The sequence below is a fragment of the Euryarchaeota archaeon genome (genome assembly GCA_016207515.1).
Classification (GTDB): domain Archaea; phylum Thermoplasmatota; class SW-10-69-26; order JACQPN01; family JACQPN01; genus JACQPN01.
The window spans coordinates 1-19,837 of sequence record JACQPN010000007.1; the positions used below are offsets into that span (position 1 = coordinate 1).

A 19,837-nucleotide genomic window follows, 5' to 3' on the forward strand; every position below is an offset into this window, starting at 1 on the left:
CGCCAACACGTTGGGATCATCGAACACGGGCTTCACCAGGACCACCGGTCGGGGGTCAGGGTCGACGGGTTTTAGCCCGTTTGCCCGGGTCGTTTTTGGAGTTACAAAAGGGGCCGGTTTAGGAAGTTACAGCACACATCACGCTTCGACGAGAACGCCTTCATGAACAAGATGAAGGCCGTCATCATGCTGGGCTTCCTCTTTCTCTTGATCGGCCTGGTCATGCAGGCCACGGCACTCTCTCTTGAGTTCAATCAATTCGCGCCCCTCCTCGATAAATACGCGGGCATCCCGAAGAACGAATTCGACAACGCGCCGCTAGGATCGGACATCTCCGACGCCAAGATCGAGATCGCCAAATTCCCCCCAAAGCTCTTCACGCTCAAACTCGTGGGGATAGGAATGATCCTTGTGGGGATATTCCTGAACCTGTTCGTCATCACGCAGGGGCTGAGGGTCATGCCGCTGAGGCTCTCGGCCGCGATTCGAGACGCGACCGGCCCGAAACCCTAGTGGAAATCCTCTACACCCGCTGGGTGGAAGGGTTGGGGCTTGGACCACGTTCCGCAATGAAATAAGGAGGTGATCCGGCAGGTCAGTCAACACGAACGCCACCCCGGGATCTCATCGCCCACGGCTCTGCGTCGCAAACATGTCGAAGTGGTTCGGCAAAAAAACCCCCCTTGATCGGCTTCACCCCGGGCACGGGGGCGCTCTGGCCGTGAGGTTGTGCGCCGTGGCTCGGGCTTGGTCCAGTTATCCGCAACCGCACGAGCTGCCCTCGGTATGTACTTCGTCGAGGTGCTGAGCGAGCTTGGAGACCTCCGAAAAGGTCTCGCCGCAGCAGTGAAGGGTCGGGGCGCGTTCGCTTGCAAGGGTCGGGATTACACGGGCCCTGGGGGCTTTTTCGCGTGTCATGAAGATAGGATTCGATTGTGACGAGACATTTCTTACGTAGAAAGGTGGGAAACGCCTTCCTACCGTTGAACCATCATTGCGAGGAGGCGTCCGGACGGTCGTGCCTGCAGCACTCGCCTATGACGATGCCCGGACGAAGGGGCCCGGGCCGTCGAATCGCCGGGCATAAGTATCCGGACGGCGGCACCCATGCGCCCGTAACATTGTACCGTTGAAGGGCATCTGTAAGGCAACGGCGCGCGCATATCGAAGTGGTGAAAACACCATGGGAATACTGGAAAACGTGTTAGGCAAGAAGGCGCAATCGTTCGACTGCGGATGCGGAGCGAGCTTCCAAACAAAGGAACAACTCTTGGCGCACGCGGGTAAGGCGCATCCGACCCCGGCGCCCACTAAGCCCGTCACCAACGACTGCGGCTGCGGCGCCAAGTTCGCGACAAAAGAGGAGCTTTTGGCGCACGCGAAGAAAACCCACCCGATGTAGGTCGCGGGCCAAGGTCCTCGAGATCTGCCGGCGGGAGCCCCCGCCGGCGGCTCCACCTTTCCAACGCCTCCATATTTTCTGACCGTCCCGGCAATTCCGGTGGAACATGGCGAATTCACAAGAACCAGAGCAAGGGAACCGTGATGAGGTAATAGTTGACGTCGCTGTGGTGGGCGCCGGCCCTGCCGGCCTTCACGCCGCGTTGAAGGCGGGTCTGCTTTCTCGAAGCGTTCTCGTCGTGGACAAGGGTCGAAAGCACAGCAGGATCGCTTTCGCACCGCGTGTGGACAACATCCCAGGCTTCCCCCGAGGCGTGAGCGGTGCTCAACTGCTGCGGCTGCAGCGCGAGCACATCAAGGAGTACGAGAAGGAACAGGGCCGCGGTTTCGTGGAGTTCCTCGAACCGGCGGAGATCGTCCGCTTGGATCGTCCATCCATAGATGTCCCTTTCGAGCTAGTCGTCCGCGACGTCAAAACGGGAATGGAAATGACTCGACGGTCCCGCGTCGTAATACTCGCCACCGGTGTGGTGGACCGCCAGCCCTACGTGGGCGAGTGGAGCGAACGCGACATCCGCCCGATCCTTCCTTACGCCAACAGGGGGATGGTGGACTATTGTCTCCTCTGCGACGGCCATCTCGTGGCCGGCAAGCGAGCGGCTGTCCTCGGCCTCGATTACAACGCCTTGGGCCTCGCCGTGAGCCTGCGCGACCAGTTCCACGCCATCCCAACGGTCGTCGGTTGCATCGCGTGCGCCCTGGGCGAGCGCCACGAGCCTTCGGCGGAGCATGAGGAGATTCGCCAGACCGCCAACGAGATCGGCATACCCATCGTCATCAAGGGCATCCGGTCGCTCGCAGGTCTCTCCGAGGGCAACCTCGGCCTCACGTTCGAGGACGGGTCCACCGCCGAATTCGACAAGGGGTTCATGAGCTTGGGCTGGTTCAAGATGAACACCGGGCTTGCGGTCGCGATGGGAGCGGCCACCGACGAGTCGGGATACGTAAAGACCACGCCGGACTGCGAAGCGCTCGGAGCCGACGGGAACGCGATCCCAGGGCTGTTCGCTATCGGCGACATACGCGCTGAAACGTGGAACCAAATCCCGATCGCCCTTGGCGATGCCGAGACGGCCGTAATCCATGCGCATATACGAAGACTTTGAGTGACATCGGCGATGTTGCGCGCGGACATCGTGCCGTAAGATCCGCCCGGAAGGTCAAGTGTGCCCTTCGAGGGCGAAGGGGCTGTGCCCCGATCCCTTGCCACGAGGAAATCAGGGCGGATGCCGCTTGAGTCAGCGCGGCGGCGAATCTCCGCCGCGCTCGTTCAACCAACCGTTCACGAGGAACGCCGTTCCGGCCGCGAGCAGGGGGACGGTCGTGGTCCAATGGATCGTGTAACTCAAAGGCGTGGCATACTCGACGACCGTTTTGGCGACTAGGGCCAGCGCCCCGATGACGAGCCCGGACGCAATCACTGAAAGGATGACGGTGCGGGGCTCGAATCGGAGATACTCGTTTCTCGGAGGGACAGGGCACGCCTCGCCGACGACCTCCGTCGCCTTCGTGCTCCGTCGGGCCAAAGCAAACGCGCCAACGGCAAGAACTAGGCCACCGACGACAAAGGTAACCGGCCCGATGCCAAAGACCAGACCGGGCAGAATGGCGGCGCCCACGAGCGAGATGAGCGCCAAGACGCAGGAGAGGCACGCGGCCGCCCCGAAGAGCATCGCCGTCGGGCCGAAGGTCCGTAGGTTGTCGATGAGTGTCAATGATAAGGAGAGGTCGAGGAGGGCCTTGATGTTTTCCACGGGCAGTCAAACCGGGGTTGCGACCGTTGGACCTGGATCGGGCGCCGAATGGCCCGCGTGGCTCGGTCAGGCCTCCGGTCTATCCGGCTACGCGTGGGCTACGTCCGGCACCTGCGCGCCGGGGAACGCAGGAAACGCGGGAAACGATCGATCGTCGCGATTGCGTCGCCAGACGCACTTATTTTCCGTGGACCCTTGCCATGTGCGCTAGATGTTCCGCTTTCGTGGAGAAAATCTGCCCGCAACAGGAGAAGGTCTCGGCCCTTCTCTCGCCGTGGACGGTCTCGCGATGCTCCACAAAATCCTCCTGCGTCTTGAAGTTCGTTCCACAGCAGGAAGCAATCGTCGTCTTTCCGGTCAGCGCGTCGATGAGTCCCATGTTGATCCCGGGTTACAAAAGGTCGCGGGGCGCGAGAAGGGCTTCGTAAGAGGGTTCCAGTGATAGTGCCACCGTTCGATGCCGGCTACTCCGCCGCGCCCAGTCTCGCTTCCACGAGGCGTAGCTTTTCTGCAATCATGTTTTCTCTCCGTCCCAACGCGACACCCGCCGGATCTTCCGCCTTAAGGCAGGACGAGCAATGGTGGGCCTTGATCACTCGTCGTATCTCGCGAAGCGCCCGCTGGAGCCTTCGCCGCTCGTGCTCGAGGACCCGGCGCGCGGAATCGTCGGGCGGCGCCATGGGCCGCTCTGGGTCCTTACGGAAAAGGCGGCGCAACACGGACAGAGGCACAAACTTCAAGTCGGCGTAGAGGGAGAAAAACGTTTCGTCGAAGCGTCCACCCGAAGGTTGGACGCGGTCCCTATTGGAGCGTCCCATGTCAGAGACTCCCCGTGCCTGAGGCTGCCCTGGACCGGGATGCCGCCCGCTCTTCGCCCGCCGCCTTAAGCCTCACGCCGGGAAACGGTTGGAGACGGCGCCGTGACCGCAAGCCCGAGGCTACCGACCGACAAGAGCACCGCTGCATAGACTAGGTGGCCCCAGAGACTCGGGACAGCCGGCCCCACATCCAGGATGGCTTCGGGCCTTCCCATGATGATCGGCATGGCGACGAGCACTCCGCCGACCCACCATAAGACGCCGTACGCGAGCGCGAGAACCGGTTTCACGGACTCGCTCGGGCCCAGCGCCTGGAGTATTTCCCCAAACACCAGTCCGACGAATCCCGCGATCGCGAGGTGAAGCGCCCACCCTGCTTCCAAACCACCCTTGATGAGCGACCCTATCATCGTGATCATTGGCGGGCCTCCGTAGATGCCGAAGACTAAACCACCCATGACGCCGGCGACCGCGAACGTCACGTCTGTCCGGATCCTATCGTCCATGCCATCCATCAGACGATCGCTCATCCTTAGTTTGGCCATGGAACCGTTTGACTTTTCCTTCCATGAACGCCCGGATTCCAACGGCTGCTGTCGAACCTAATCGGCGATCGGCGTGCAAAACAGGGTGTCGTTCGTCGAACGTCGTTGTCCGCTGGCCGTGCCTTGAGCAGGGAGGCGATTGACGTGGGTTCTCCTTCCACCCATCGTCGCCTGGCCGTTCCATCCCTTCGATCGTGCGTTGAACCGTGGGTGAGAACCCGGTAATGGCACTCGCGTCATGCCTTGGGCGGGATATCATGTTTGGAATCAAGCTTGCCGCATTGTCAGTGATAGCAGTGACCGCCATCGCGGGGTGCGTGTCGACGTCGACACCGGGAGGCGGCGCCGATCTGAAGGCCTCCCTTACGTCCCTCTACAAGGACACGCCCATCTCCACGACGAAGGACGTCTCCGCCCACAACACGCCGGCGCACACGTGGCTTCTCACGGACGACACGCACGCCGTTTTCATCCACTGGGACAACGACGACGTCTCAAAGGCCAAGAGCCCGCTCTTCATGGGGGAGGGTGTCAAAGCCAACTTCTGTTTCGGCGATGGTGGGATATCGCGCGCCCAGTACGACGACGGCTTCGTCCACTTCCATCTCACGTCGGCGGCGAACTGGGACGCAGGACACAACAATGGCGGCAAGTACGACGCGGCGGCGAGCGGCTGGTGGCTCCGGCACATCGGGGCGCAGGACACCACGATGCAGATGATGGGAGAGACGATGACGATCAAGCAGGGTGAGGTGTTCCCACTCATGCCGGCGGACGATTCGAAGGTGCCCGACTGCTAGAAGCACGGATGGCGGCGTGGATCGTTGCGGCGGCCGTGCTCCCACTGGTGGCCGGTTGCCTGACGCCCGGTGGCGGCGGAAACGAAGGGGACGGTGCTTCGGAGCCGCTTCTCGTCCACGCGTCGCAAGCGGGCGATTCGAACGTCTTCGATCCGACCACACTGAAAGTCGCGGTCGGCGACAAGGTAACGTGGGACGTCACGGGCGCCGGTCACCATACTGTCACCTTCCACACTTCCGTCGCGCCGGGCGGACCCGTCCCCGATTCCGACGACGTCGGACTCGGAAGCACGTTCGACGTCACGTTCCCAGCGGCCGGAAGCTACGAGTATTACTGCCGCTACCATTCAAACGGCAAGACCGGCATGGTGGGGACTATCGTCGTAGAGTGATCGCCGCGCCGAAGGCCCGCCGGAAACGACGAGCCGATCCCCGCGGGGGCCAGTAGGCGTCGCCATGAACGAAGATAGCTATTTGCATGTCGGGGGCCGTGCGGTCCATGGAGAAGAAATGGTCGGGCAGGCGAAGCTTCGCGACGTGAACGTGTTCTTCTGCCAGATCTGCAAACTCGCGCATGGAGACGAGGCGACGGCGGCTTCGTGCGAGAAATACTGCGGCACGCATCCGGCCTGCGCGGTCGAGATCGGGCGAAAGGCCGTTGGAGCGGTACCAGGACCGGATGAACGGTTCAAGGATTGGGCGTGACGGGCGACTCAAGGACCTTGAAAACCTGGCTCAGCCGTTCTTTGGCAGCGCCTCGGAAACGACGCGCCTTACATCCTTCTCCGTCCAGGACGGGCCCTCAAGCGCTACCTTGCCATTCACCACGAGCACTGGGGGGGTTTTCCCGGCGATGCCAGATCTCGCCGCATCCTTCGCCGCGACATGCCTGAAGACCAGGTGCTCTCCCGGAAGCGGTCGGTTGAGCGCCATGCTTACGCCGGAGGCGGCTGCTTGGCGTGCGACGTCGCCAACAGGATCGCAAAGCGCGCAGGTCTTCCCAGCGGGGTCGCCGCACGCGGGCACGGTGATGAATTCGACGGAGACGTGGGACATGTCCTGCGAAACGGCGTTTGGCGGCTTACGTCTTTCGCCCGCGCAACCGTAGCCGCCCGGATCTGGACCTTTTGGACCGGCCGCCGATGACGGGCGGGTGCCGTGCGCCTACTCCGTAATCTGCGCCTTCTGCAGCTTGTCCGAGTAATCCACGAACACCGTCTTGATCTCCGTGAACTCCTCGATCGCGGTCGTGCCGGCCTCGCGTCCGCCGTTTCCTGTGTTCTTCACACCGCCGAATGGCAAGTGTACTTCCGCGCCGATCGTGGGTGCATTGATGTACGTGATGCCGGTCTCCAAAGCCTCGATGGCCTTGAATGCCTTGTTCACGTCCTTGGTGTAGATTGAGGACGAGAGGCCGTATTCGACGTCGTTTGCGACCTTCACGGCCTCGTCGAAGTCCTTCACTTTGATGACCGACAGCACAGGCCCGAATATCTCCTCCTTGGTGACGCGCATCCCGTGCTTGGCCTCAAGGATCGTGGGCTCGATGAAGTAGCCCTTGTCGTAATCGCCGCCGGTGATCTTCTTTCCGCCGGTCACGAACTTCGCGCCCTCTTTCTTGGCGATGTCGATGTACTTGAGGACCGTCTTCTCTTGGTCGGCTCCCGAGACTGGTCCCACGTCGACTTTTGCATCTATGGGGTTTCCGATCCGAAGTTTCTTCGTCCTCGTGACGAGCCGCTCCATCACCTGGTCGTAGACGCCTTTCTCCACGATGAGCCGCGAGGTGGCCGTACAGCGTTGTCCCGCGGTGCCGAACGCCCCCCACAAGACGCCTTCGATGGCGAGGTCCACGTTCGCGTCGTTTAGGACTATCTGCGGGTTCTTGCCCCCGAGTTCGAGCTCCACCGATTTCAGGTACTTCGCGGCCCGCGTGTAGACATCACGCCCCGCGTCGCCGCCGCCGGTGAATGACACGGCCGCGACCTTGGGGTGCTCGACGATCGTGGTCCCGACGACCGAACCGCTTCCAGTTACCATGTTGAGAACACCCGGCGGAAGGCCTGCTTCGTCAAGCACTTCGACGAGTGCCGCCGCGCACCATGGGGTCTTGCTCGCCGGCTTGAAAACGGCCGTGTTCCCGGCGACGAGCGCAGCGCCGATCTTCCAGGAGGGGATCGCGACGGGGAAGTTCCACGGCGTGATGAGCCCGACCGTGCCGATCGGCCGGCGCACGGTCATGCAGAACTTGCTCCGAAGTTCCGACGTGGTGGTCTCGCCGAAGAGCCTCCTTCCCTCACCAGCGATGTATTCGAAGAAATCGATCGCTTCCTGGACGTCGCCACGCCCCTCCTTGATGGCCTTGCCCATCTCCTTTGTGACGAGTTGCCCCATCTCCTCCTTGCGCTTTCGCATGAGGCGCGCGGCCTCGAGAAGGATCTCGCCCCGCGCAGGGGCGGGCATCGACGCCCATTCCGGGAAGGCGGCTACGGCGGCCTTGATCGCCTTCTCCGTCTCCTCCTTTGTGGCCGACGGGAAGCGCGAGAGCACCTCGCCGGTGGCCGGGTTCACCGACTCGATGCGCTCCTTTGACGCTGAATCGATCCACTTGCCGCTTATGAAGAGGCCGTACTCCTTGGGCTTGACCATCAGGATCACTGGTCCGGGCACGGGGGCAAGAGTTGAAATACCTTTCCGGGGCCTGTGAAGAGGGATCGCGCGTGGCGACGGCTCCTATCGGTCCGGCGCATTTGCGCGGATGGCGCGAATCCCGCTCAGAACGTTCTTCCTGACTCAAGAAAATCCTTGAGGTTCAGGAGCGCATCGTCAAGTTCCCTGTTGTATTCGCGGACCGCCTGGTTCTCGGTGACGAGCCTGTCCATGACGCCTGGTAGCTCGAAATCAAGTCGCAGCCTGATGAGCGTTGCATCCTTCGTGGGCGAGAGATCGTAGCTTCCCGAGTATCTTTGGAAACCCCCGGAAGCTTGCACCCATCCGAGCCTCTTGTGCGGTTTCCATTCGGAGACCTCGAGGTCCCAGGATACAAGCGTCCCGCAGACCTCGCTCTCATTGTGGTAGCGGGCACCGAGACCGGTCTGGGTCGCGTCGATGGAGGCGCACTTCAAAGCTCCTGGCATCCATCGGGGCATGAAATCGAATCGGGCGAGGCAGTTCCAGGCCGTCTCGACGCCCACCTTCGCCTCGACGGATTTGTCGATCGTGACCATCGCCGGGCGATTCGGCAACTCGCTATTTAACGATTTACCGGACGCAACCCACATCGCAAGCCAGCAGGTTCATAATCGCCACTGACCTAGGGCGGACGGGCCATGCACATCGCTTCGGTGCCGCGGTAAGGAGAGGTGACCCATGCACATCGTCTCCGTGAATCCCTATTTCTTCCCATACCACGGCGGAATCGAGCGCCGGATGCACGGCATCGCCGCGCGGCTCGTCGACCGCGGGCACAAGGTGACCGTCATCACGTCCCAACTCGCGGGCACAAAACCGCGCGAGGAGATCGACGGGATCGACGTGATCCGGCTCCCCTCGAAGTTCTATTCGATATTCAACTACAACCCGCCGTACGTACGATCGAAGGGGTTGGAAAGGACGCTGGAAGAACTCCATCCGGACGTCATCGATTACCACTATCGGTGGTCACCCGGGTACACGCGCGCCGTCGCGAAGTTCATCCGACGCACTCCCGTGGTCTTCACTTACCACAACACGTACGGCGAGGGAACCGGTCTTCTCCGCTATGTGTCCCTGCTCAACGATTACCTCTTCATGCGATTCCTCAAGCGAACGCAACGCGTCGTCGCCATCAGCCAATTCATCGCCGACGACATCGTTTCCCGCGGCGTCACGCCGGAACTCGTCCGCACGGTCTACATGGCGATCGGCAATCCCCTCGATCCGTCGTCCGATTCCGCTTGGGCGGCGGTGGGACATGGCGGCGAGTACGACCCGCGGCCAGGCCCCGACGGGCGTCCGTACGCGTGTTTCGTGGGGCGCCTCGTGACGACGAAGGGCCTGCGGTACCTCATCGAGGCCGCCGCGCTCGGCGATTTCGGCGTGGACGTGAAGGTGATCGGCAAGGGCCCCGAACTTGGAAGGTTGCGCTCGCAGGCGAAACGCGCCGGCGTCGAGCGCCGGGTCCAGATGCTCGGCTATGTGGAGGAGAAGGAGAAGGAGGCGTTGCTCAGCCACGCGGCCTTCCTCGTCCACCCCGCCGTCTATGAATCGTTCGGCCTCGCGATCGCGGAAGCGATGCACCATGGCCTTCCCGTGGTCGCAACGAACGTGGGCGGGATACCCGAGGTCGTCGGCGACGGCGGCGTGTTGGTGGAACCGCGTAACCCCAGGATGCTCCACAACGCGATCAGGACGCTCGCGGCGGATCCTGACATGGGCCGCAGCCTTTCAAAGCGCGCGAAGGCACACGTGGAGCGCTTCCGCTGGGACCACCTTGTCGACGGGATGGAGAAGGTCTTCGAGGAAGTATCACGACGATGAGCAGGCTCGAAGCGGCCGTGCGCTCGATAATGGAAGACCCCGAGAAGCGGGGAAAGGCGTTCAAGCTCGCCTGGGTCCTGTCGCTCATCTTCTTGGCCTTCGGCTACTTCGTGATCTTCTACCTCCTTACGACGGGCCGCGGGTAGGACAAAAAGGCTAATGGCGGCCCGCCCATGCCGGCGACGTGAGAAACGGCGCGGTCGCGATCCTTTCGGTACTGCTGGTCCTAGGGCCTGCAACCGCATCTGCCGCCGGCTCCGACCACGCGACCATCGTCTACCAGGAGAGCGAGCGTGCGTTTCGCGTCACCGAATCGATCTCGTTCGTGTCGTGGGAGAATGCGACCGCCGCGAGCGGAAGTCTCCAGCTCGCGCTACCGGGCGGAGCGCTTGACGTCGTGGTCTCCGGCGCTCCACATCCGATCGACGCGTGGCATCGCTCTGAGGCCGCAACGATCGTGGTGTTCGTCGATGGGGGCACTTCAGGCCCTGTCGGTGAAGAGACGATCACCTTGCGCTACCTCATGGGAAGCGAGAGTTGGGACTCGCCATCTCGCCCGGGAGCGGCGACGTCGAACTACACGTTCTTCCTTTTCAAGGGTTGGAACGTCACGGTGGATGGACACGCCGTCGACGCGGTCGGGGCGCGATTCGGTCGCGACGGCTTCACGTCGTCCGTCTCCACCAGCGAAGACGATGCGACGACGATCGCCTTCTTGCCGCCGGCCGGGCGATCCCTCCTCTATTTCTACGCCGGCGCCCTCGTCGCCCTGATCGCGGTGATCGGACTCGCCGTCTCGGCCCTACGCGCGAGACGCAGCGCACCGAGGCTTGAAGGGACCCCCCTCCAGCATCTTGGCGAGCTCTCGTCGAGGCTCCGGATCGTTTTCCTCGTGTTGATAGTCTCGACCTTCGCGTTCTTCAGTTTCGGCCTCAAGGAGGCAAGCGTCGGCGATGCCGCGTATTTCTACCCCGTCCCATCGTTCACCGAGAACGTGGCGACACAGGTCTTCTCGGCGCTCGCCGGCGGACTCGTCCCCGCCGGGGTCAGCCTCATAGTCACAAGCCCGACGGACGCGGCCTTCGTTAACCTCGAGGTGGCGATCTTCCTCGGAAGTCTCACGACGCTCCCGGTCCTCTCCTTCGAGACGGCGATGTTCATCGGCCCGGCGTTACGCCGTGAGGAGCGGCGGGCTGTGTTTAGCCTCGTCCTGCCGGCGATCGTCCTGTTCACCACTGGAGCGGCGTTCGCGTACTTCGTCCTCCTCCCGTCGATGCTATCGTTACTTTACGCGTATGCGGTCCCGATCGGAGCGCTGCAGTTGCTTCGCGTCGAGGACCTCGTCTCGTTCGCGGTCACGACGATGCTCATCTTCGGACTCGCGTTCGAATTGCCATTGATCATGGCGGGCCTTTCCCGCTTCGGGATGATCGGCCATCGCACTTGGATCAAGTACTGGCGCCACGTGGTGGTCGGGATATTCGTGGCGGCCGCGATCGTGACCCCGGACCCGTCGGTCGTGAACCAAGTGCTCGTGGCCGTGCCGCTCATCGCACTCTATGGCCTCGGGATCGTGGCGGCTAGGGCCGTGTCGTCGAAAAAGGGCTCCTCGCAAAGGTGAAAGGTAGGAGGAAGCCCCGCACGGTTCTAAAGAGGTGTTGCGTTCTTTCGGTCTCCGCGAGAGGCTGCGCCTTTACGCTTCCTCTCCTGCCGGGCGCTCTCACGTCCGACACGGGGCTTCCCTCAAGTTCGGGCTTGCAGCGACCTGCTGCAGTATGTGACGAGTGGGTCTCACGCTATTTACGGGGTCTCTTGTCACCGCCGTTGGTAACCGGCAGCGTGACGAAGGGACGATCTCAACCCATCTTCTCGCGTATCTCGGCTCGAAGTGCGTCGTCCGTCTTCCCCTGGATCCCTATGCCAAGTTCGACGGCCGCGCGTCGGAGTTCGTATCCCGCCGTTGTCGCGGCCTTCGCGTGCGCGTCCCGGTAGACGTCGTGGTCGGCCGCTCGCTGTGCCTCCGATTTGTACTTCTCCATCTCTGTCTTCACCTGCGCTTGGAGGCGGCCGACGGCGCGCGCGGCCTCGGGGATGCGTTCGACTCCGAAGAACGCGATGAAGACCACGATGACGAGAAGGAGTTCCATGCCTCCGACGCCGAAGAGGGCGAGGTATGGCGATATCATCGCGGCACATTCTCCAAGATGTACGCCACGACCTTTTCCGCACCGCCCGTGTGACGTAAGACGGTGTTCGGCTCTTCCCTCGTGTCGCCGACCATCACCTTGGGATAAGGTATCTCGCGGTGGCCTTCAATGAGGATCACGTTGGGTTGCGAGACCGCGGCGAGCTCCTTCACGAGGCGGGCGATCGGCATCGGTTCCCGGCTCATGATCGTCGTCTCCGTCGGCGCCGAAGCACCGACGGCGACGGCCCCGGCGGCGGCCATCCGCCACGTGTCTTTCCCGGGCGTGTCTATGGTGAAGTTCGGGTGCGTTATGTGCTTGATGGCCGCGACGCGGAAGCCTCTCATCGTGAGTTGCGCGACGACCGCCTCGACAAGAGTCGTCTTCCCGCTTCCCGACGGTCCGTAGAAGCCGAGGATGAACGGTTCTTTTGGAACTGTCGAGCGCGCCTCGTGTCCCTCACCAGAGTTTGACAATGACTTCCTCCCCCTCCTCCACGTAATCGACGTTCTCGGGGATCTCGACATAACCGTCTGCTTCCGCCATCGATGTAAGGGCTCCGCTCTCCTTGTACGTCGTGTAGACCTTGCCGTCTCGTAGCCTCACGGTGAGGAAAACGAGCCTGCCGAGCGAAGCGGAGATGCGTTCGCCCATCCTCGCTCTCACGGTCCTCTCGACGGGAGGCGGAAGGCCTTGCATGAGACGCAAGACGGGGACGATGAAGATGTAACCGTTCGAGAGGCATGATACCGGATACCCAGGGAGGCCCACGACGAGAGTGCGCCCCACGGTGGCACAGAGGATCGGCTTACCGGGTTTGATCTGCACGCCATGGTAAAGGATTCTCCCGAGCCGCTGGACGGCGTCGACTAGAAGGTCCCTCTCGCCCACCGATGAGCCGCCCGAAAGAACGACTAAATCCGCCTCCTTCGCCGCCCGTTTCAAGCTTGCGACAAGCGTCTCCAACTTGTCGGGGACTATGGGGTACTTCTTGACGAGTGCGTCGTGCGATTCGAAGAGCGACGAAAGCGTATAACTGTTGCTGTCGTAGATCTGGCCCGGGCGGAGTCTGTCGCCAAGGTCCGCGACCTCTGTCCCTGTGGGGATCACGGCCACCGTGACGCGCCGCAGCACGTCGACCTTCGCGATGCCTAGCGACGTGAGCACGCCGACCCTCGCCGGGGTCAATTCATCGCCGGCGGAAAGGACGACCGCGCCCTTCTTCACATCCAGACCCCGTTCCGAGATGTTCGCCCCCGGGGGGACTGCGCGCTCGACTCGCACCGTACGTCCCGAAGTGTGCGTGTCCTCCACCATCACCACGGCGTCGGCGCCGGCAGCCACCATGGAGCCTGTGGCGACCTGCACGCACTCCCCCTTGTCGAGAGGGATCGCCTCGCTTGACCCGGCGTGAAGAGAGCCGATGCGGCGAAGCACCAGGGGCTTCGAGCGCGACGCCCCGAAAGTCTCGGAGGCCCTCACCGCAAAACCGTCCATCGCGGAGCGCGAGAACGGTGGCACGTCCATCGGGGCCTTTATGTCGTTGGCAAGGACGCGACCGACCGATTTCGTCGTCGATATCCTTTCGGATCCGTCGACGCGGCGAGCGTGGTCGAGCATTATGCGACGCGCTTCGGCCACGGAGATGAGTGCTTTGAAGGGGCGCATCTTGACGCCGCGGAGTTTGGCTTGGGACAACTTACCGGCCGTGGAACACTCTTTTGCCTAAAGGCTTCACCGAGGGCGCGACCACATCCCGCATCACGCGAGAGGCGCACGCTTGGCGTGGCGCCTACCCGCCGATCTTGTAAAGCCCCGTGCCGCAGACCGGGCAGATGCCCTTCGTTGCGGGCCTCCCGTTCTTCATCGTGACTTGCTGCGGGTTCTTGACTTCACGCTTTTCCTTGCATTTCACGCAGTACGCTTCGACCAAGACGCCACTTCCGGGCCGGTGTGCGCGTCGCGCGCTACTTTAGTTTTCCTTTTGTCTCGACCATTCGATGATAAATATCAACCTTGACTAGAGAGGGTTTTTGAAGGGGGCCCCTGTAAGGGAGCCGTGACCCAGACCACGAAGGCGCTCTACCGAGAGTGCCCGGACTGCAAGGAGGAGACACTCCACGAGGTCCTCAAGGGCCGCGAGACAAAGCGGGCGACCTACGTGTTCGACGGTGTCGTGCGCTGCAAGGAGTGCGGAAAGACCGGCCACCTGACGATCCGCGAGGCCGGCGACGTGGAGATCCCCACCATCGTCAGCAAGGGCTCCGCCTCCGAACGGAAGCTCATCGGTCTTGCCGGCGACGAGGTGATAGCCATCGGCGACGAGTTCGTCATCGACGGCGAGACGATCAAGGTGACAGGCATCGAGGTCGGCGCCCGACGCGTCCGATCCGCGAAGGCCTCGACCGTCGATACGCTTTGGGCGAAGAACTTCGACACGTTGAACGTCCGCTTCGCCATCAACATGGGCCACAAGACGATCAGCAAGCTCGTCGAGGCGACACCCACCGAGACGTACACGGTGGGCGACGAGTTGACTTTCGGACGATTGCGCGTGCGCATCAAGTCCATCAAGACCGAGACGAACATGCTCTACAACGGGACGGCCGAAGCCCATGAGATAAAACGCATCTACGCGGGGCCCCTCGACCTCGGGCCCGGTGGCCGCGAGCGTCTTCCGGGCGCTACGCACAGGGAGCGAGGGCCGAAGAGCTCGATCGAAAGAGCGAGGGACAAGATGGCGCGGAAGAAACGCGAAGGACGACGTTAGGGCACGGCCCGCGCTCACACGGAACCGACGACGGTGGAGATGATCCCACTGGCGATCAACGTCCAAATGACCATCGTATGCACGCCAGGGCCTTCGCCTATTTTATTTCTGTTCCTTGGATACGCCAACGCTGCGGGATGCGGACGCCACCGGGGAGTGGCAGAGGGCCCGCGGGATTACCGCTCGGTCACGAAACGTTAACTAACGCACTGCCCTTCCAAACTAGGAAGACATGGTCCTCATCCTCGACGGAAAAAAGGCCGCGGCCGAGATCCGCACCGAAGTCAAGACCGAGGTCGCGCGGCTTGGAGGATCCCATGGTCCACCGGGCCTCGTCGCGGTCATCGTCGGCGAAGACCCGGCGTCCCAGACCTACGTCAAGAACAAGGAGAAGGCCGCCACCGAGGTCGGCATGCGGCCCGAGGTCCTGCGCCTTCCTGCCTCTACATCCCAGGCTGAACTTCTTCGCGAATTGAGGGGACTCAACGAGAGGAAGGACGTGCACGGCATCCTCGTCCAGCAACCGCTTCCCGCCCAGATCGACGAGGCCACCATCGTTCGTTCAGTGGACCCGATGAAGGACGTCGATTGCTTCCACCCGGAGAATGTCGGCCTCCTCTTCCAGGGGCACCCGCGTTTCGCTCCCGCGACACCTTCGGGCGTGGTCGAACTCCTTCGACGTAACAGGATCCCAATCTCTGGCCGCGAGGTCGTGATCGTGGGCCGGAGCAACATCGTTGGGCGGCCGCTCGCAGCGCTCCTTCTCCAAAAAGGCGAGACGGCGGACGCGACCGTGACGGTCTGCCACTCGAAGACGAAGGACCTGCCACTTGTGACGAGGCGGGCGGATATCCTCGTGGCGGCCATCGGGAAGGCGCATTTCATCAAGAACGGGATGGTGGGAGAAGGCGCGGTGGTGGTCGATGTCGGCATCAACCGCGTCCCGGACGACGCGGGCGGGTCCAAGATTGTGGGCGACGTGGATTTCGACGCGGTCTCCAAGGTCGCTGCGGCGATATCCCCTGTCCCCGGAGGCGTCGGTCCGATGACGATCGCTATGCTTCTCAAGAACACGCTTCACGCGGCCAGGATGAGGTCGGGCTGAAGTGACTTCACGTCCCAATGTGGCCGGCGGTCGGCGACCAAGGGTAGGAGCCGGTGCCGCTGGAGTCGTGCCCGGATCGGGGGGTCGGCTGACGTGGGCCTTCTAGCGGACAAGGCGGCGATAATCACCGGTGGCGTCAAGGGCGCGGGCCGCGCGATCGCGGAGACCTTCGCACGCGAAGGAGCGTACGTACTTATATCTACATCAAGGGATCTGCGGGACGCCGAGGCCGCGGCCCGCAAAATCGAGAAGCTCCACGGTCGACGCGCGGTCGGCGTGAAGTGCGACGTCTCGGACGAGGGGGAAGTCGAAGCGATGGTCTCGCGGGCGGTCCAGGAATTCGGCGGCATCGACGTCCTCGTGAACAACGCCTCGTTCAGCGTGAAGGGCGGTTGGAAAGCAGGAATCGAGAACCTCGACGTGGCGGCGTGGAGGCGGGCGATAGACGTGGACCTCACGGGGACGCTGCTTTGCACGCGTAGCGCAGCACCGCACCTCAAGAAGCGCCGGGGGAGTGTGGTCAATTTCGCATCGAGCGCCGCCATCGGAGGCGACCCCGTCCTTCTCATGTACAGCGGTGCGAAGGTCGGCATGGTGGGCCTCACGCGCGCACTAGCGCGCGACATGGCGCCAGAGACGCGGGTGAACGCCATCGCCCCGGGCTCCATCGATTCCGGGTGGATCGAGGCCTGGGGCCTCACCGAAGCGGAGAAGAGGGAACTCATCGAGGAGATCCCGTTGAAACGCATCGGCACGCCGGCCGACATCGCAGAAGCCGCGCTTTTTCTCGCAAGCGGCGAATCCTCCTACATCACGGGCTACGTGCTTCGAGTCGACGGAGGAATGACGATCGGATGAACGCCATGGCTTCGACCCGTCCCGCTCGAAAAAAAGCCATCGTCCTTCTCTCCGGGGGACTTGATTCGGCGGTCGCTCTCTGGTGGGCGAAGGACCAAGGCTACGACCCCATCGCCCTTACCCTCTCGTACCATTCGAGGGCAAACCGCGAACGTGACGCGGCGCGCTCCGTCGCAAGACGCGCGGGCGGCTATCGCCATCTGGAGATCGATGTCGGGTTCCTCAGGGAAGCCGGCGATCTCGGGCCGACGGTTTCGGGAAAGCGCGACAAGACGCAGCACGGGGCGCAAGGTCAAGGCGGGGTCACGAACGGCGAGCCGACGTACATCCCGGCCCGCAACGTCATCTTCTACGGCATCGCCTCGTACTACGCCGAGGTGCTCGGCGCTCAGGCGATAATCGGCGGGCACACGAAAGGCGACGGCGCGCTCTTCCCGGACGCTGGAGCGAAGTTCTTCGACGCGCTGAACGTGGCCCTGTCGCTTGGCACCGAGGTGGGGAAGGAGGGGAAACTCGAGATCATGCAACCGCTGATTTCGCTCGACAAGGCCGGTGTAGTAAGACTCGGTGAAAGCCTCGGCGCTCCGATGGGCGCGACATGGAGCTGCCACGGAACGGGCGAACGCCCATGTGGAGAATGTCGCGGCTGTACGACGCGGGCAAGGGGTTTCCAAGAATCCGGACTTGTCGACCGCCCGCTCGAGCCGTAAGGCATTGTGGCGCGAAAGGGAACACGAGGTGAAGATGGGGTCCGGAGAACCGGTGGGGTTGTCCCCGGACCCAAGCGGTGGTTCTGTTTATCGTTACGGGAGGGCGATCCTTGACGTGACCGGATCAAGAAGGCCCTTGCTTCTCACTGACACGCCGACGTCCACGTCGATGCCGCCATCGTCAGCCGCATCGGTTTCGGCCTGGCCGCCGATCAGCGCCCGAATCGCGATCTCGACGGAATCAATCGCCTCGTCGATCTGGTCGGCCACGTGGTCGGCCGTGTGCGCCGCCTGTTCTGCCAGTACATCGTAGGCGTCGTGGGTCTCTTCGGCGGAATTCGAGATGGTGCCGGCCGCGAATTCGCTGGACCAATCCGCGGCCCCCGCAAAAGCACCGGAGAAGTGGCCGACGGCGCACGATATCTCGTCGCCGAGCTGTTCGACCGTCGAGGCCATGGCAACGCCGGCCTCGGCTGCCGCGTCCATGATGCCGCCACCCGCGTCAAGCGCGACCACGATTGCGGAACCCCCCGCGTCCATCATGACGCGCAGCGCGTCGAACCCGTGGTCGGTTTCGTTCTGTGGATCCTCGACCGCTTCGTCGACAGCGTGATACGTCTCCTCGACGTCGTCCGTGGTCTCGTTCGCCGCGTCCCGCATCGGAGGCCTGTACCCTTCCGTGTCGTTCGCATCGGTCTGATTGTGGGGCGGGGACGGCGCGGGTTCCTCGTAGCAGAGGCCTTCGATCCCCCATACGCGTCCGCCGGTGTCGCCGAGATAATGGTGGCCTGCGTCACATGCCCATCCATGGGCCCAATGATACGTGCCTGATAGGTCGTGCGAGGTATCGTTCGCGAACGCCATCGGATTGTCGCTGGCCTCGTCCACTTTCGCCAAGAGTTCGTTCGCGGGGTCATCCGCCGTCGCCAAGCCCGAGACGGCGAGGACCGCCGTCACCATCAACGCAAGCGCATTCGTCATCTGTCTTGTCCTCCAGGACTGAATCAAAGGTGCGGCGCGGGGGGTATATCCTCATTGGATGGAGGATTTGAGCATCCGGCCAGGGGCGAAGGGTGGTCGAAGGGGACTACGCGAAAGGGCGAGTACCAAGCCTTAATAAACGTAACTATCCATTGGAGCCACGATGAGGGCCATCATATTGGCGGCGGGCGAGGGGATGCGCCTTCGGCCTCTCACAAACTCCAAACCGAAGGTCATGATCCCGGTGGCGAACCGGCCTATACTCGAATACGTGGTCGAGGCCCTGGTCAAGAACAAGGTGAAGGACATCACCATAGTCGCCGGCTACCGCCGCGAGGTCGTCCAATCCTACTTCGAGGACGGCCGCCGGTTCGACTGCAAGATCAAGTACGTCTTCCAAGACTCTCCCATCGGGACCGCCCACGCCCTGTCTCTTGCATTCGACGGGCCCGGTGAATCGCTGGTCCTCGGCGGCGACAACATCATCGACGGCGACCTCGTCGGTGCAATCACCTCGGAGGGCGAGGGCCTTCGCCTCGCGATCGCCCACAGCGACAATCCGGCGAAGTACGGCGTCGTACAGCTCTCCGGCAAGTACGTGAAATCCTTGGAAGAGAAGCCGCGCGAAGCCAAGTCCGACCTCGTGAACGCGGGTGTCTACGTCATCCCGCAAGGCTTCAGGAACCTTTTGAACGAGGCCGTGAAGAACGGCGTTCACCAGCTTCCGGACGTGATCCAGGCGGCGATCGACAACGGCGAGAAGGTGATGGGTGTCAAGACCGCGGCCGGGGCATGGATGGACGCAGTCTACCCTTGGGACATCCTGAACATCAACGCCAAGATCCTCGCCCGCGAGGCGCCGGACGAGAAAAAGGGGTCGGTGATCAAGGGAAAGGCGGCGATCATCCGGCCGACGGCCGACGTGCGCGGGCCGACGATCGTCGGCGACGGTTCGATCATCGAAGCCAACACCGTCGTCTATCCGTCATCGGCCATAGGGAAGAACGTCACCATCGGCCCCGCCTGCGTCATCGAGAACAGCGTCATCATGGACGACGCCGAGATCGGGCCGGGCTCGATAATCAAGAACAGCGTCATATCGTCTGGCGTGCGGACAGGCCCGCGCTTCACGGCCATCTCGGGACTCGCCGACTTCAAGGCGCAGGACGGCTTCTACACGCTTTCCGACTTCGGATGCGTCGTCGGCGAGGACGTCGTGATCGGGGGGAACGTTTCGCTCGAACCCGGCGTCGTCGTGGGATCAAGGTCCACCATCAGGTCGAACGTGAACCTCAGCCGCTCGATCCCTGATTCTGCGAGGGTCGAATAGG

General features: G+C 62.7%; 26 protein-coding genes. 14 read left to right on the forward strand and 12 right to left on the reverse strand.

What is annotated here, in order from left to right; translation table 11 throughout:
• Positions 1 to 162: 162 nt before the first annotated feature.
• The 3 genes from HY556_03045 to HY556_03055 all read left to right on the forward strand — a co-directional run bounded on the left by HY556_03045 (position 163) and on the right by HY556_03055 (position 2,567).
• Positions 163 to 513, forward strand: coding sequence for a hypothetical protein (locus HY556_03045; protein ID MBI4392760.1), 351 nt, complete (start codon positions 163 to 165; stop codon positions 511 to 513).
• 670 nt (positions 514 to 1,183) lie between these two features.
• Positions 1,184 to 1,402 (forward strand): hypothetical protein, encoded by a 219-nt coding sequence (locus HY556_03050; protein ID MBI4392761.1) that lies wholly within the window; start codon positions 1,184 to 1,186, stop codon positions 1,400 to 1,402.
• Between the two features lie 169 nt (positions 1,403 to 1,571).
• Positions 1,572 to 2,567, forward strand: a complete 996-nt coding sequence (locus HY556_03055; protein MBI4392762.1) for an NAD(P)/FAD-dependent oxidoreductase — start codon at positions 1,572 to 1,574, stop codon at positions 2,565 to 2,567.
• 132 nt (positions 2,568 to 2,699) lie between these two features.
• Here HY556_03055 and HY556_03060 read toward each other — a convergent pair whose 3' ends face one another.
• The 4 genes from HY556_03060 to HY556_03075 all read right to left on the reverse strand — a co-directional run bounded on the left by HY556_03060 (position 2,700) and on the right by HY556_03075 (position 4,563).
• On the reverse strand, positions 2,700 to 3,215 hold the full coding sequence (locus HY556_03060) for a hypothetical protein (GenBank protein ID MBI4392763.1): 516 nt from the start codon (positions 3,213 to 3,215) through the stop codon (positions 2,700 to 2,702).
• Positions 3,216 to 3,393: 178 nt separating this feature from the next.
• Positions 3,394 to 3,594 (reverse strand): hypothetical protein, encoded by a 201-nt coding sequence (locus HY556_03065; GenBank protein ID MBI4392764.1) that lies wholly within the window; start codon positions 3,592 to 3,594, stop codon positions 3,394 to 3,396.
• An 85-nt stretch (positions 3,595 to 3,679) separates the two neighbouring features.
• Complete coding sequence (locus HY556_03070) at positions 3,680 to 3,946, reverse strand: hypothetical protein (GenBank protein MBI4392765.1); 267 nt, start codon at positions 3,944 to 3,946, stop codon at positions 3,680 to 3,682.
• Between the two features lie 152 nt (positions 3,947 to 4,098).
• Positions 4,099 to 4,563, reverse strand: a complete 465-nt coding sequence (locus HY556_03075; GenBank protein MBI4392766.1) for a hypothetical protein — start codon at positions 4,561 to 4,563, stop codon at positions 4,099 to 4,101.
• Positions 4,564 to 4,835: 272 nt separating this feature from the next.
• Here HY556_03075 and HY556_03080 point away from each other — a divergent pair, with 272 nt between their 5' ends.
• The 3 genes from HY556_03080 to HY556_03090 all read left to right on the forward strand — a co-directional run bounded on the left by HY556_03080 (position 4,836) and on the right by HY556_03090 (position 6,083).
• Positions 4,836 to 5,378 carry a hypothetical protein gene (locus HY556_03080; GenBank protein ID MBI4392767.1) on the forward strand — a complete coding sequence of 181 codons (543 nt, stop codon included), beginning with the start codon at positions 4,836 to 4,838 and terminating at the stop codon, positions 5,376 to 5,378.
• Positions 5,379 to 5,386: 8 nt separating this feature from the next.
• Complete coding sequence (locus HY556_03085) at positions 5,387 to 5,770, forward strand: hypothetical protein (protein MBI4392768.1); 384 nt, start codon at positions 5,387 to 5,389, stop codon at positions 5,768 to 5,770.
• A gap of 64 nt (positions 5,771 to 5,834) precedes the next feature.
• Positions 5,835 to 6,083, forward strand: coding sequence for a hypothetical protein (locus HY556_03090; GenBank protein MBI4392769.1), 249 nt, complete (start codon positions 5,835 to 5,837; stop codon positions 6,081 to 6,083).
• Positions 6,084 to 6,113: 30 nt separating this feature from the next.
• On the opposite strand, the gene HY556_03095 is transcribed toward HY556_03090, so the two are convergent.
• The 3 genes from HY556_03095 to HY556_03105 form a co-directional block, all read right to left on the reverse strand.
• The gene (locus HY556_03095) at positions 6,114 to 6,434 is read right to left on the reverse strand and encodes a hypothetical protein (protein MBI4392770.1); all 321 of its coding nucleotides are present in this window, start codon (positions 6,432 to 6,434) and stop codon (positions 6,114 to 6,116) included.
• A gap of 108 nt (positions 6,435 to 6,542) precedes the next feature.
• Positions 6,543 to 8,027 (reverse strand): aldehyde dehydrogenase family protein, encoded by a 1,485-nt coding sequence (locus tag HY556_03100; GenBank protein MBI4392771.1) that lies wholly within the window; start codon positions 8,025 to 8,027, stop codon positions 6,543 to 6,545.
• A gap of 125 nt (positions 8,028 to 8,152) precedes the next feature.
• Complete coding sequence (locus HY556_03105; protein MBI4392772.1) at positions 8,153 to 8,605, reverse strand: SRPBCC family protein; 453 nt, start codon at positions 8,603 to 8,605, stop codon at positions 8,153 to 8,155.
• A gap of 142 nt (positions 8,606 to 8,747) precedes the next feature.
• Between HY556_03105 and HY556_03110 the strand changes: the two genes are divergently transcribed.
• The 3 genes from HY556_03110 to tatC are packed head-to-tail and all read left to right on the forward strand — an operon-like array spanning position 8,748 to position 11,517.
• Positions 8,748 to 9,896 carry a glycosyltransferase family 4 protein gene (locus HY556_03110; GenBank protein MBI4392773.1) on the forward strand — a complete coding sequence of 383 codons (1,149 nt, stop codon included), beginning with the start codon at positions 8,748 to 8,750 and terminating at the stop codon, positions 9,894 to 9,896.
• The gene (locus HY556_03115; GenBank protein ID MBI4392774.1) at positions 9,893 to 10,042 is read left to right on the forward strand and encodes a hypothetical protein; all 150 of its coding nucleotides are present in this window, start codon (positions 9,893 to 9,895) and stop codon (positions 10,040 to 10,042) included. The genes HY556_03110 and HY556_03115 overlap by 4 nt, the downstream gene beginning before the upstream one ends.
• A gap of 38 nt (positions 10,043 to 10,080) precedes the next feature.
• Entirely contained in the window at positions 10,081 to 11,517 is a 1,437-nt protein-coding gene (tatC, locus tag HY556_03120) for a twin-arginine translocase subunit TatC (GenBank protein ID MBI4392775.1), read from the forward strand.
• 235 nt (positions 11,518 to 11,752) lie between these two features.
• Here the strand turns inward: tatC and HY556_03125 are convergent, their stop codons facing one another.
• The 4 genes from HY556_03125 to HY556_03140 all read right to left on the reverse strand — a co-directional run bounded on the left by HY556_03125 (position 11,753) and on the right by HY556_03140 (position 14,015).
• Positions 11,753 to 12,082, reverse strand: coding sequence for a twin-arginine translocase TatA/TatE family subunit (locus tag HY556_03125; GenBank protein MBI4392776.1), 330 nt, complete (start codon positions 12,080 to 12,082; stop codon positions 11,753 to 11,755).
• On the reverse strand, positions 12,079 to 12,558 hold the full coding sequence (gene mobB, locus HY556_03130) for a molybdopterin-guanine dinucleotide biosynthesis protein B (GenBank protein ID MBI4392777.1): 480 nt from the start codon (positions 12,556 to 12,558) through the stop codon (positions 12,079 to 12,081). Before mobB ends, HY556_03125 begins: the two co-directional genes overlap by 4 nt.
• On the reverse strand, positions 12,542 to 13,780 hold the full coding sequence (locus tag HY556_03135; GenBank protein ID MBI4392778.1) for a molybdopterin molybdotransferase MoeA: 1,239 nt from the start codon (positions 13,778 to 13,780) through the stop codon (positions 12,542 to 12,544). Before HY556_03135 ends, mobB begins: the two co-directional genes overlap by 17 nt.
• A 94-nt stretch (positions 13,781 to 13,874) precedes the next feature.
• A complete protein-coding gene (locus tag HY556_03140) occupies positions 13,875 to 14,015 on the reverse strand; it encodes a hypothetical protein (protein ID MBI4392779.1) in 141 nt (46 codons plus the stop codon).
• Between the two features lie 126 nt (positions 14,016 to 14,141).
• Between HY556_03140 and HY556_03145 the strand changes: the two genes are divergently transcribed.
• The 4 genes from HY556_03145 to HY556_03160 all read left to right on the forward strand — a co-directional run bounded on the left by HY556_03145 (position 14,142) and on the right by HY556_03160 (position 17,525).
• A complete protein-coding gene (locus tag HY556_03145) occupies positions 14,142 to 14,852 on the forward strand; it encodes a hypothetical protein (GenBank protein MBI4392780.1) in 711 nt (236 codons plus the stop codon).
• A gap of 232 nt (positions 14,853 to 15,084) precedes the next feature.
• Entirely contained in the window at positions 15,085 to 15,957 is an 873-nt protein-coding gene (locus HY556_03150; GenBank protein ID MBI4392781.1) for a bifunctional 5,10-methylenetetrahydrofolate dehydrogenase/5,10-methenyltetrahydrofolate cyclohydrolase, read from the forward strand.
• 93 nt (positions 15,958 to 16,050) lie between these two features.
• Positions 16,051 to 16,815: a glucose 1-dehydrogenase gene (locus tag HY556_03155; protein MBI4392782.1), complete on the forward strand. Its 765-nt coding sequence runs from the start codon at positions 16,051 to 16,053 to the stop codon at positions 16,813 to 16,815.
• On the forward strand, positions 16,812 to 17,525 hold the full coding sequence (locus tag HY556_03160; protein MBI4392783.1) for a 7-cyano-7-deazaguanine synthase: 714 nt from the start codon (positions 16,812 to 16,814) through the stop codon (positions 17,523 to 17,525). The genes HY556_03155 and HY556_03160 overlap by 4 nt, the downstream gene beginning before the upstream one ends.
• Before the next feature lie 93 nt (positions 17,526 to 17,618).
• Here the strand turns inward: HY556_03160 and HY556_03165 are convergent, their stop codons facing one another.
• Positions 17,619 to 18,506, reverse strand: a complete 888-nt coding sequence (locus HY556_03165; GenBank protein ID MBI4392784.1) for a hypothetical protein — start codon at positions 18,504 to 18,506, stop codon at positions 17,619 to 17,621.
• Between the two features lie 163 nt (positions 18,507 to 18,669).
• Here HY556_03165 and HY556_03170 point away from each other — a divergent pair, with 163 nt between their 5' ends.
• The gene (locus HY556_03170) at positions 18,670 to 19,836 is read left to right on the forward strand and encodes an NTP transferase domain-containing protein (GenBank protein MBI4392785.1); all 1,167 of its coding nucleotides are present in this window, start codon (positions 18,670 to 18,672) and stop codon (positions 19,834 to 19,836) included.
• Position 19,837: the final 1 nt, after the last annotated feature.